This window comes from Streptomyces calidiresistens (assembly GCF_014141525.1).
Taxonomy (GTDB): domain Bacteria; phylum Actinomycetota; class Actinomycetes; order Streptomycetales; family Streptomycetaceae; genus Streptomyces; species Streptomyces calidiresistens.
Genome location: NZ_VKHS01000081.1, coordinates 1 through 11,755 on the forward strand (window position 1 = coordinate 1; position 11,755 = coordinate 11,755).

Genomic DNA, 11,755 nt, shown 5'->3' on the forward strand with positions numbered 1-11,755 from the left:
GGTCGGGGCGGGTGTCGAGCCCGAGGCGTCAGCCGGTCGCCCCGGCCTCCCGCCGGCGCGCCCGGTAGGCGGCGACGTGCAGGCGATTGCCGCAGGTGCGGCTGTCGCAGTAGCGGCGGGACCGGTTGCGCGAGAGGTCGACGAAGGCACGCCCGCAGTCGGGCGCCTCGCACCGGCGCAACCGTTCCCGCTCGCCGGCCACCACCAGGAAACCCAGGGCCATGCCGCAGTCGGCCGCCAGGTGGTCCGCCAGCGAGGCGCCGGGGGCGAAATAGTGCACGTGCCAGTCGTGACCGTCGTGGTCGGTCAGCTGGGGGGTGGTGCCCGCCTCGGCGACCATCGTGTTGATGAGCTCGGCGGCCTCCCGGTCGTCCCGGGCGGCGAAGACCCGGGCGAAACGGTCCCGGACGAGGTGGACGGCCACGAGGTCCCGTTCCGAGAGCCCGGCCGCGTCCACCCCGCTGACCTCGTGGGTCTCCACGAACCCGCGCAGCGCCCGGACGTCCCCCAACCCCTCGGAGGAGTGCTCGCCGGGTGCCGTGTTGAGGAGGTCGACCGCGTGGCCCAGGGCGCACCGCGTGTCGTGGTTGATGAGCACTGGGGTCGCTCCCGATTCGGATCGCGGTATGGCCGATCCCGGGAACTCTAACCCCTCGTCGTTTCACGCGGACCCGCCCGTGGCGGTCGACCCGCGTCCGCCCCGCCTCCCGGTGGCGCCCCCGTGGTCGCGGGGGTGGTCTCCGGAAGGCGGGGCGTCCGTGCCGCGGAACCGCGCGGTGCGCCGTCGCCCCGAGTCGGACGTCGCGCCGCGCGGGCGCGTTCAACTCTCGGCGAGGATGTGGGACAGCTCCGTGTCGAGGTCGAAGTGGCGGTGTTCCGTGCCGGGCGGCACCGCGGAATCGGTGCGCCGCAGGAACGACTCCAGGGCACGGGCGGGGGCCTCGAGAAGGGCCTCGCCCTCCGGGGAGCTCAGGGCGATGCACACCACTCCCTGCCCGTGACTGCGGGAGGGCCACACCCGGACGTCGCCGGTGCCGGTGGGACGGTGCAGGCCCTCGGCCAGCAGGTCCCGGGCGAAAACCCACTCGACGGTTTCCTCGGCTCCGGTGTGGAAGGTGGCGTGGACGGCGTAGGGGTCCGCCGTGTCGTACCGCAGCCCGGCCGGGACGGGCAGGGAGGACTCGCTCGATACGACGAGGCGCAGGTGCAGCTCGCAGCTGACCGTGGTGTTCATAAGCGCCAGGGCCTTTCGCTCAGTGTGCGCTCGGGGGTTCGCACGTCGGCGAGATCGGGATGCCACGTAATCGGTGGTTGTAAACCACTCTGAGAGGTTTGCGAGGTTTGAAAGCATTCGAATGGCGGAGTCGTATTTGTCGGGTTACTCCCGATGGCTGTGGACGGAGCCGACCGGCGGGCGGCATCCCCGGGGCATCCGGAGGGGTGGCGGTCCGGGGGTGGTGCGAGGGCACCTCCCAAGTGCGGTAACGTAGATCTCGCAGCGGGCGATTAGCTCAGCGGGAGAGCGCTTCGTTCACACCGAAGAGGTCACTGGTTCGATCCCAGTATCGCCCACCGTCACGCTGTGAAGGGTCGGAGACACGGTCTCCGGCCCTTTTGCTTCGATGTGCTTTCGTGACGACCCCGCCGGCCGGGGCCGGTCGTCCACCGCCGGTCGCGTCCGCCCCGTGGGTCGGAGGCCCCCGGTGGGGACGGCATTTGGTCGCAGCGGGACGTGCCTGTATGGTTCTTCCCGTGCCGCAGGGCACCCGGGGCGATTAGCTCAGCGGGAGAGCGCTTCGTTCACACCGAAGAGGTCACTGGTTCGATCCCAGTATCGCCCACCGGAACCGGGCCGATCCGTCGCAGACGGGTCGGCCCGTTGTCGTGTCCCCCGGTGTTCCGCGGTGTCCCCCGGCGTTGCGGGCCGGACCGCCGGGCCCGTCCCGGGGCGTCGGCGCCGGGCGGCGGCCGACCCGCCGGGATCGGTACGATGCGTGCGGCGCGGCGGCCCCGCCGCGCACACGGCGCGTGACAGCGCGAAGCCGAACGTCAGGAGAGACCGGTGTCCGAGGTGCGGGTGATCATCCAACGCGATTCCGAGCGGGAGGAGCGGGTGGTGACCGGGGGCACGACGGCGGCCGATCTCTTCGCCGACGACCGTTCCGTCGTCGCCGCGCGGATCGACGGTGCGCTGTGCGACCTGGCCCGGGAGGCGGCCGACGGCGCGGTGATCGAGCCCGTCACCATCGACTCCCCCGACGGGCTGGACATCCTGCGGCACTCCACCGCCCACGTCCTGGCCCAGGCCGTGCAGGAGCTCTTCCCCCGGGCCCGCCTGGGCATCGGCCCGCCCATCCGGGACGGCTTCTACTACGACTTCGACGTCGCCGAACCCTTCCAGCCCGAGGATCTCAAGCGCATCGAGAAGAAGATGCAGGAGATCGTCAAGAAGGGCCAGCGGTTCGCCCGGCGGGTGGTCGACGAGGACGCCGCCCGCGCCGAGCTGGCCGACGAGCCCTACAAACTGGAGCTGATCGGTCTCAAGGGGGCGGCGGCCGAGGCCGCCGAGGGGGCCTCGGCCGAGGTCGGCGGCGGTGAGCTGACGATCTACGACAACCTGGACGCCCGCACCGGCGAGCTGTGCTGGAAGGACCTGTGCCGGGGGCCGCACCTGCCCACCACCCGGATGATCCCGGCCTTCCGACTGATGCGTTCCGCCGCCGCCTACTGGCGCGGCAGCGAGAAGAACCCCCAGCTCCAGCGGATCTACGGGACGGCCTGGCCCAGCCGGGACGAGCTCAAGGCGCACCTGGAGTTCCTCGCCGAGGCGGAGAAGCGGGACCACCGTCGGCTGGGCGCCGAACTCGACCTGTTCTCCATCCCCGAGGAGATCGGCTCCGGCCTGGCCGTCTTCCACCCCCGGGGCGGCATCATCCGCCGGGTCATGGAGGACTACTCCCGGCGCCGGCACGAGGAGGGGGGGTACGAGTTCGTCTACACCCCCCACGCCACCAAGGGCGACCTCTTCCAGCGCTCGGGTCACCTGGACTGGTACGCCGACGGCATGTACCCCCCCATGCGGCTGGACGGTCACCAGGACTACTACCTCAAGCCGATGAACTGCCCGATGCACAACCTGATCTTCGGCGCCCGGGGGCGTTCCTACCGGGAGCTGCCCCTGCGGCTCTTCGAGTTCGGGACGGTCTACCGGTACGAGAAGTCCGGCGTGGTGCACGGCCTCACCCGGGCGCGCGGCTTCACCCAGGACGACGCCCACATCTACTGCACCCGCGACCAGATGGCCGGTGAGCTGGACAACCTGCTCACCTTCGTGCTGAACCTGCTGCGGGACTACGGGCTGGAGGACTTCTACCTCGAGCTGTCCACGCGGGACCCGGAGAAGTCCATCGGCTCGGACGAGAACTGGGAGGAGGCCACCGAGGCGCTGCGCCGGGCCGCCGGCAAGCAGGGGCTGGAACTGGTCATGGACCCCGCCGGGGCGGCCTTCTACGGCCCGAAGATCTCGGTCCAGGCCCGCGACGCCATCGGGCGCACCTGGCAGATGTCCACCATCCAGGTGGACTTCAACCTGCCCGAGCGCTTCGACCTGGAGTACACCGCGGACGACGGCTCCCGGCAGCGTCCGGTGATGATCCACCGTGCCCTCTTCGGCAGCATCGAGCGCTTCTTCGCGGTGCTCTTGGAGCACTACGCGGGCGTCTTCCCGCCGTGGCTGGCCCCCGTCCAGGCACTCGGCATCCCGATCGGCGACGCCCACGTGCCCTACCTGCGGGAGTTCTCCGAGCGGGCCCGGGCCATGGGCCTGCGGGTGGACGTGGACGCCTCGGCGGACCGGATGCAGAAGAAGATCCGCAACGCCCAGCGGGCCAAGGTCCCCTTCATGGTCATCGCCGGGGACGAGGACATGGCGGCGGGCGCGGTCTCCTTCCGCTACCGGGACGGCTCGCAGCGCAACGGCATCCCGCGCGAGGAGGCCCTCGCCGAGATCGCGGAGGCCGTCCGCACCCGCGTCCAGGTCTGATGCCGGGGACGGGACCCCGGGTCCCGTCCCCGTTCCCGCCGGTGGGGGAGCCCGTTCCGGGCGCCCCCACCGGTCCTATGCTGGCCGGCATGAGCAGCGAGCCCGAACAGCAGCCCGTACGGGAACGGGAGGACGGGGACCCCGGGCCCCGACGACAGGAGGGGGTGGGCGTCCCGGACGACTTCCAGCGCCTGTGGACCCCTCACCGGATGGCGTACATCCGCGGGGAGGGGAAGCCGACGGGGCCGCGTGCCGAGGACGGCTGTCCGTTCTGCGGCCTGCCGGACCGTCCCGACGAGGAGGCACTGATCGTCGCGCGGGGCGAGGCGGTCTACGCGGTGCTCAACCTCTACCCGTACACCGGCGGCCATCTGCTCGTGGTGCCCTATCGGCACGTCGCCGACTACACCGACCTGACCGCCCCCGAGACCCTCGGCGTCGCCGACTTCACCAAGCGCGCCATGACGGCCATCCGGGCCGCCGCCGGCGCCCACGGGTTCAACATCGGACTCAACCAGGGTGCCGTGGCCGGGGCGGGGATCGCCGCCCACCTCCATCAGCACGTGGTTCCGCGCTGGGGTGGGGACGCCAACTTCATGCCGGTGGTGGGGCACACCCGGGTGCTGCCCCAACTGCTGGCGGAGACCAGGGAACTGCTCGCGGAGTCCTGGCCGACGGCGGCCCCCTCCGCCGCCGGGGACCGCTAGCCGCGCCCGCGCGGAACGGGCCCGCGTCGGCCGGACCCGGCCCGATGGGCCCGGCCGACGGGAACAAGGGGTACCACACCCGGGCCCCGCGCGTCCCCGGTATCGGCGAACCGGTGGCCCGGGTGTCCCCGGTCGCGGGGCCGGGGAGGAGCCGGAGCGCTCACGGCGGGGGCCGGAACCCCGGAGTGAGGGGTTCCGGCCCCCGCGACGACACACCGCACCGGACACCGCTTCCCGCCGGCCCCGGGCGCTGCCGGCGGGAGCCGCGCGTCCTAGGCGCCGATCTCGTCGGGCTTCTTGGGTTCGGGGTTCTCCACCGCCCCGCTGATGCCCTTCACCTTCGCCTCGAAGGGCCCGACGTCCACCCGGTTCTCCCGCAGGACCCGCAGCAACGACCGCATGGCCTCGCGTACCACCGGAGTGGTGGTCTCCAGGGCGTCATCGGTCATGAAGCGGTGCCGCCACGGCTTCTCCGCCCAGACGTGCCGCAGGCCGAACGGCTCCGGAAGGCTGAGCTTGCCGCCCCACTTGTCCAACTCGGCGGGGAACCACGTCAGGGGGGCGCGGGCGGCCAGCCGCACCACCTCCTTGACGTCCACCAGGGGCAGTTCCCGTTCCACCTTCTTCCACGGCTTGAAGGGGTGCCGTGTCTGCCCCTTCCTCGCCGCGGGCTTCTGCAGGAAGAAGCCCTTCACCGGTCCCAGCGCGTAGGCGCTGAACTCCACCCGCAGCACCCGGTGCAGCACACTGACCCGGGTCAGGTAGTTGAGCACCAGGTTGCCGTCGTGCATCACCCAGCGCGCACCCAGGTAGTGCCGGTCGTTCGCCCCGTGGTGCTCCTCGTTGCAGATCCGCTGCACCTCGATGGGGGTCATGCTGTACCCCTCGGCGTGCGGACCGTCCGGGCGGGAGATCGATCCCGCGCCCTCGCCCACGTGCCGCACCACCCAGTGGGTCAGCTCCGGGGCGGTGCGGAACCCGCCGGTGTGCAGCGGCCCGCGGTTGACCATCCGCAGGTCGTCGTACATGGCCCGGATCACGTCCCAGGCCCGGAAACCGTCCATGTCGCCCTGCGGGTCGGCGGGGAAGAGGTCCTCGGCCAGACTCCACCGGCCCCACCGCGGGCCCATGCCCAGGATGCCCTTGGGACCGGCGTAGTGGACCATGTTGCTGTTCTGCTCGGCGGAGACCTTCGCCAGCCCCTTGCGCAGCCGCTCGGCCTCCGCGTCGTTCGGGTTCTGCGGCACGGCCTCGGGCACCCGGGCCCCGGCACCGCCCCCGCCCAGCAGGTCCGACCAGTGCGCCCGCAGGTTGCGCGCCGCCCGCTCGCACACCCGTTGGGCCAGCAACCAGCCGACGATCGGCGCCGGCAGCAGGGCCCACACGTACAACTGGAGCAGCCCGCCGATCTCCAGGTTGTAGACGAACAGCACGATCAGGACGAAGACCGCCGCCAGCGCCATGACGCCCAGGCTGCCCGCCCGCTTGTCCTGCGAGCCGGCCAGGGTGCGCCGCAACTGGAACAGTCCCAGCCACGCCAGGACACCCGGCAGGAACAACACGCCGAAGACCGCCATGATCACCGTCAGGCGGCGATCGCGCTGCCGTCGGATGCGCTTGGCCGCCAGGGCGTGCTCGACCACCGTCTGGGGCTCGGCGCCGAACGACTGCACCAGCGGGGCGCGGCCCGGCGCCAGCATCCGGGTCTCGATCGCCCGGGTGAACGCCTCGCCCAGGTTGGGCTCGAGCAGCGAGATCCTCGCGTCGGTCACCTTCGCGCCGTCGTTGACCTCGAGGATGGCGCGGACGTCGCCGTCCCGGTAGGAGGTCGCCGCCAGGGCCGAGCTGACCTGCGTTTGGCCGCCGCCGGCCCCCGAGAGCGGGATCTGCGCCCCGGGGCTGAAGTCGAAGTCCACCCCGGCCGTTGCCTTGAGGTCCTCGAACCCCGCCATGGTTCACCCCCTGGGTCGAGCCGGTCACGGGTCCGGGAACGGTCTTCCCCCGGTGGGGGGAATGAAATCCCGCCCCGCTCCGGCGGGTTGTTCCCGATCTCCGACGGGGCGTCGGATGCCCCTCAGCGTAGCGGTCGGTGACCGCCCGGGGCAGCCGTTCCCCGGCCGCGCCGGGGTTCCTTCCGGCCGGCCGCCGGTCCGGCGCGCGGGACCCGGGACCGCGTTCCCGTCTCCTGCCGGGGCGGGCTCGGGGCCGCCCGGCACTTCCGGTGCCGGGTCCGCCGGCTACGATGGGGCCCCCGGTGTCCGTGTGGTCGCCGGCCCGTCCCCGAATCCCCGGGAAGGCCATGCTCAACAGGTACGCGCGTGCGTTCTTCACGCGTGTGATCACGCCCTTCGCCCTCCTGCTGCTCCGGCTGAGGGTCAGCCCCGACGCCGTCACCCTGATCGGGACCGCCGGCGTGATCGGTGGCGCGCTCGCCTTCTACCCCCGGGGCGAGTTCTTCTGGGGCACGGTCGTCATCACGCTCTTCGTCTTCTCCGACCTGGTCGACGGCACGATGGCCCGTCAATCCGGCCGCTCCAGCCGGTGGGGGGCCTTCCTGGACTCCACGCTGGACCGTCTCGCCGACGCCGCCGTCTTCGCCGGCATCGCCCTGTGGTTCGCCGGGCGGGGTGAGGACCTGCTGCTGTGCGGGATCGCCATCTTCTGCCTGGCCTCCGGGCAGGTGGTGTCCTACACCAAGGCGCGCGGCGAGAGCATCGGGTTGCCGGTGCGGGTCAACGGCCTGGTCGAACGCGCCGAGCGGTTGACCATCACCCTCGTGCTGACCGGCCTCTCCGGGTTCACGGTCTTCGGGGTGCCGCACATCGACGTCCTGCTGCCCATCGCCCTGTGGGTGGTCGCCGTGGGCAGCCTGATCACCCTGATCCAGCGGGTGGTCACCGTCCGGAGGGAGGCCGCCGAGGCCGACGCCGCCGTGACGCCCGACGAGTCCCCGGCCGGGGGGCGGGGGGACGGGCCGGAGCGCCCGGGCCCTCCCGCCGACACCGCCGAACGGACCCCGGGGAGCCGGGAGGGATGAGGGAGCGCCTGACCGACGCCGGGTACGCCCTGGCCTGGACCGCCGTGCGCCGGATGCCCGAGCGGGCCGCCGACGCCCTGGGGCGCCGCGTCGCCGACGCCACCTGGCGTCGGCGGGGCCCCGCCGTCCTCCAGTTGGAGGCGAACCTCGCCCGGGTGGTACCCGACGCCGGGCCCGAACGTCTGCGCGAACTCTCCCGTGAGGGGATGCGCTCCTACCTGCGCTACTGGACGGAGTCCTTCCGGCTGCCGGTGTGGAGTCCCGAGCGCATCGAGCGGGGCGTCCGGGTGGAGGGGATCGAGCGGGTCACCGACGCCCTGGACGCGGGCCGCGGGGTCGTCCTGGCCCTGCCCCACCTGGCCAACTGGGATCTCGCCGGCGCCTGGGCCGGCACCGTGCTGGGGGTCCCCCTCACCACGGTGGCCGAACGCCTCCGGCCGGAGAGCCTCTACGACCGCTTCGTCGCCCACCGCGAGAGCCTGGGCATGGAGGTGCTGCCCCACACCGGGGGCGCCGCCCTCGGTGTGCTCGCCCGCCGCCTGCGTGCCGGCGGATTGGTGGCCCTGGTCGCCGACCGGGACCTCACCGGTTCCGGCGCCGAGGTGGAGTTCTTCGGCGAGACCGCCCGCTTCCCGCTGGGCCCCGCGAAACTCGCCCGGCAGACCGGGGCCGATCTGCTGTCGGCCACCCTGTGGTACGACGGGCCGCTGCTGCGCGCCCGGATCCACCCCGCGATCCCGGTCCCCGGCCCGGAGGAGGCCGCGACCCGGGAGGAGGCCGCCCTGGTCATGACCCGGCGGATGGCCGCCCGCTTCGAGGAGGGGATCGCCGCCCACCCGCAGGACTGGCACATGCTCCAGCCGTTCTGGCCCCGGGACCGTGCCGCCCGGACCGCCGCCCGCCACGAGGGGAAAACCGACACATGAATCCCCCGGCCGGTCCCCACCGGCCGTCCGAGAACACCGCCGCACCGGGTACCGACGGGCGTCCGCTGTCCATCGGCATCGTCTGTCCCTACGCCTGGGACGTCCCCGGCGGGGTGCAGTTCCACGTCCGGGACCTCGCCGCGCACCTGCGCCGCCGCGGTCACCGGGTCTCGGTCCTGACCCCCGCCGACGACGAGGCCGAACTGCCCCCCGGCGCGGTCTCCGCCGGCCGGGCGGTACCGGTTCCCTACAACGGCTCGGTCGCCCGCCTGAACTTCGGGTTCCTGTCCGCCGCCCGGGTCCGCCGCTGGGTGCACGACGGCGACTTCGACGTCCTGCACGTCCACGAACCGGCCGCGCCCTCCCTGGGCCTGCTCGCCTGCTGGGTCGCCCGGGGTCCCATCGTGGCCACCTTCCACACCTCCAACCCCCGCTCGCGCGCCATGGTCGCCGCCTACCCGCTGCTCCAACCGGCCCTGGAGAAGATCAGCGCCCGGATCGCCGTCAGCGAGTACGCCCGCCGCACGCTGGTGGAACACCTCGGCGGGGACGCGGTGGTCATTCCCAACGGTGTGGACGTCGATTTCTTCGCCCGGGCCGAGCCCCGCCCCGAGTGGCAGGGCGGCACCATCGGGTTCATCGGCCGCATCGACGAACCCCGCAAGGGACTGCCCGTCCTCACCCGGGCCCTGCCCCGCATCCTCGAGGAGCACCCCGGCACCCGCCTGCTGGTCGCCGGGCGGGGGGACACCGAGGAGGCGTTGAAGGGCCTGGAACCCCGGGTCCGCGAGCGGGTGGTCTTCCTCGGCATGATCGACGACGAGGACAAGGCCCGTCTGCTGAGCAGCGTGGACCTCTACGTGGCCCCCAACACGGGAGGGGAGAGCTTCGGCATCATCCTGGTCGAGGCGATGTCGGCCGGCGCACCGGTCCTCGCCGGCGACCTGGACGCCTTCGCCCGGGTGCTGGACGGCGGCGCCGCGGGGGAGCTCTTCCCCACCGGGGACGCCGAGGCCCTGGCCGGCGCCGCGATCCGTCTGCTGGGCGACCCCGAACGCCGCGCGGCCCTGCGCGAGCGGGCCTCCCGGCACGTGCGCCGCTTCGACTGGGAGACGGTGGGGGCGGAGATCCTCGCGGTCTACGAGACGGTCACCGAGGGCGCGGCGGCGGTGGCGGCCGAGGCAGCGGCGGCCGGCGAGGGGGATGACGCCCCGCCGGCGGGGACGCCCCGCGCCGGCGGGCGCGCCGGTAGACGGCGGTAGTCTTCCTCCCCGTGACCACCGTGATCTGGGCCCTCGTCGTGCTGGTGTCGATCGGCGTCTACCTGAGCTGGACGGCGGGCCGCCTGGACCGGTTGCACACCCGCATCGACGCCGCCCGGGCGGCCCTCGACGCGCAGCTGCTGCGCCGGGCCTCCGTCGCCCAGGAGATCGCCACCGCCGGTCTGCTGGACCCGGCCGCGTCGATGGTGCTCTACCGGGCGGCACACGACGCCCGGCAGGCCGAGGAGGAGCGCCGCGAGGTCGCCGAGAGCGAGCTCAGCCAGACCCTTCGGGCGGTGCTGGCCGATCCCGACCAGCTCGCGGGCATCCGTTCCGCACCGGGCGGTCCGGCCGCCCTGGACGAGCTGACGGCCGCCGTCCGTCGGGTGCCGATGGCCCGCCGTTTCCACAACGACGCCGTCCGCTCGGTCAGGGCCCTGCGCCGGCACCGGGCCGTGCGCTGGTTCCGGCTGGCCGGCCGCGCCCCCTTCCCACCGGCCTTCGAGATGGACGACGAGCCCCCGGAGCTGCTGGTCGTCGGCTGAGGCGGGGTGTTCCGCCACCGGCGGAGCGGGCCACTTGCCCGGGATTGGCCCTTTCACGCGATGCCGCACCCGGGGTGTCATCGAACGTGGCCCGGTTCCCGTCCACCGGCCCCCGGATCCGTCGCGATCCGGGCCGCCCGGGGCCGGCACCGTCGCCGGGCCGGTGACATGTCCCGAGACTTCCGGGGTCCGTCGGAACCCGCGGCCCCCCGACACCGACGAGCGAGGTCGACACCCTTGTCCAGCACGTCCCCCACCTCTTCCGACGTCCCCACCGCCGACGCCCCCGGAACCGGCACCGCCCGCGTCAAGCGCGGCATGGCCGAGCAGCTCAAGGGCGGCGTGATCATGGACGTGGTCACCCCCGAGCAGGCGCGCATCGCCGAGGACGCCGGGGCCGTCGCCGTCATGGCGCTGGAGCGGGTGCCCGCCGACATCCGCAAGGACGGCGGCGTGGCCCGCATGTCCGACCCCGAGATGATCGAGGGCATCATCGACGCCGTCTCCATCCCGGTCATGGCCAAGTCCCGCATCGGCCACTTCGTCGAGGCGCAGGTGCTCCAGGCGCTGGGTGTGGACTACATCGACGAGTCCGAGGTGCTCACCCCGGCCGACGAGGTCAACCACAGCGACAAGTGGTCCTTCACCACCCCCTTCGTCTGCGGGGCCACCAACCTGGGCGAGGCCCTGCGCCGGATCGCCGAGGGCGCGGCGATGATCCGCTCCAAGGGCGAGGCCGGCACCGGCAACGTCGTCGAGGCGGTCCGCCACCTGCGGCAGATCCGCGGGGAGATCGCCCGCCTGAAGGGCCTGGACAACCACGAGCTGTACGCCGCGGCCAAGGAGCTGCGCGCCCCCTACGAGCTGGTCGCCGAGGTCGCCTCCCTCGGCCGGCTGCCGGTCGTGCTGTTCTCCGCCGGCGGGGTGGCCACCCCGGCCGACGCCGCCCTGATGCGGCAGCTGGGCGCCGAGGGCGTCTTCGTCGGGTCGGGCATCTTCAAGTCCGGCGACCCGGCCCGGCGCGCCGCCGCCATCGTCAAGGCCACCACCTTCCACGACGACCCCAAGGTGATCGCCGAGGTCTCCCGCAAGCTCGGCGAGGCCATGGTCGGCATCAACTGCGACACCCTGCCCGAGAGCGAGCGCTACGCCTCGCGCGGCTGGTGACCCCGACGGCGGGTGGAGCCCCTCCGCCCGCCGTCCCCCCCGGGGACGGCGCCCCTTCCGCGCGCGTCC

General features: G+C 73.2%; 10 protein-coding genes and 2 tRNA genes. 9 read left to right on the forward strand and 3 right to left on the reverse strand.

All coding sequences use genetic code 11. The features are described 5' to 3' along the window. Positions 1 to 28: 28 nt before the first annotated feature. On the reverse strand, positions 29 to 598 hold the full coding sequence (locus FOE67_RS05945) for a CGNR zinc finger domain-containing protein (RefSeq protein WP_182661182.1): 570 nt from the start codon (positions 596 to 598) through the stop codon (positions 29 to 31). 222 nt (positions 599 to 820) lie between these two features. Further along, on the reverse strand, positions 821 to 1,234 hold the full coding sequence (locus tag FOE67_RS05950) for an SsgA family sporulation/cell division regulator (protein WP_143617632.1): 414 nt from the start codon (positions 1,232 to 1,234) through the stop codon (positions 821 to 823). Between the two features lie 266 nt (positions 1,235 to 1,500). Here FOE67_RS05950 and FOE67_RS05955 point away from each other — a divergent pair. The 4 genes from FOE67_RS05955 to FOE67_RS05970 all read left to right on the forward strand — a co-directional run bounded on the left by FOE67_RS05955 (position 1,501) and on the right by FOE67_RS05970 (position 4,749). After that, positions 1,501 to 1,572, forward strand: a tRNA-Val gene (locus FOE67_RS05955). Positions 1,573 to 1,769: 197 nt separating this feature from the next. Next, positions 1,770 to 1,841 (forward strand) — tRNA-Val (locus FOE67_RS05960). A 221-nt stretch (positions 1,842 to 2,062) separates the two neighbouring features. Then, positions 2,063 to 4,042, forward strand: a complete 1,980-nt coding sequence (gene thrS / locus FOE67_RS05965; RefSeq protein ID WP_182661184.1) for a threonine--tRNA ligase — start codon at positions 2,063 to 2,065, stop codon at positions 4,040 to 4,042. A 77-nt stretch (positions 4,043 to 4,119) separates the two neighbouring features. Next, complete coding sequence (locus tag FOE67_RS05970) at positions 4,120 to 4,749, forward strand: HIT family protein (RefSeq protein WP_182661186.1); 630 nt, start codon at positions 4,120 to 4,122, stop codon at positions 4,747 to 4,749. A gap of 272 nt (positions 4,750 to 5,021) precedes the next feature. Here FOE67_RS05970 and FOE67_RS05975 read toward each other — a convergent pair whose 3' ends face one another. Further along, the gene (locus FOE67_RS05975; protein ID WP_182661188.1) at positions 5,022 to 6,701 is read right to left on the reverse strand and encodes an AbeC-like domain-containing protein; all 1,680 of its coding nucleotides are present in this window, start codon (positions 6,699 to 6,701) and stop codon (positions 5,022 to 5,024) included. A gap of 347 nt (positions 6,702 to 7,048) precedes the next feature. On the opposite strand from FOE67_RS05975, the gene pgsA reads away from it, so the two are divergent. The 5 genes from pgsA (at position 7,049) to pdxS (ending at position 11,686) form a co-directional block, all read left to right on the forward strand. Next, on the forward strand, positions 7,049 to 7,786 hold the full coding sequence (pgsA, locus tag FOE67_RS05980; protein WP_182661190.1) for a phosphatidylinositol phosphate synthase: 738 nt from the start codon (positions 7,049 to 7,051) through the stop codon (positions 7,784 to 7,786). Beyond that, positions 7,783 to 8,712: a phosphatidylinositol mannoside acyltransferase gene (locus tag FOE67_RS05985; RefSeq protein WP_182661192.1), complete on the forward strand. Its 930-nt coding sequence runs from the start codon at positions 7,783 to 7,785 to the stop codon at positions 8,710 to 8,712. The genes pgsA and FOE67_RS05985 overlap by 4 nt, the downstream gene beginning before the upstream one ends. 65 nt (positions 8,713 to 8,777) lie before the next feature. Beyond that, positions 8,778 to 9,974: a glycosyltransferase family 4 protein gene (locus tag FOE67_RS05990; RefSeq protein ID WP_182661197.1), complete on the forward strand. Its 1,197-nt coding sequence runs from the start codon at positions 8,778 to 8,780 to the stop codon at positions 9,972 to 9,974. Between the two features lie 11 nt (positions 9,975 to 9,985). Further along, entirely contained in the window at positions 9,986 to 10,519 is a 534-nt protein-coding gene (locus FOE67_RS05995; RefSeq protein ID WP_182661194.1) for a hypothetical protein, read from the forward strand. A gap of 318 nt (positions 10,520 to 10,837) precedes the next feature. Beyond that, a complete protein-coding gene (gene pdxS, locus FOE67_RS06000) occupies positions 10,838 to 11,686 on the forward strand; it encodes a pyridoxal 5'-phosphate synthase lyase subunit PdxS (protein WP_498370691.1) in 849 nt (282 codons plus the stop codon). Positions 11,687 to 11,755 lie beyond the last annotated feature (69 nt).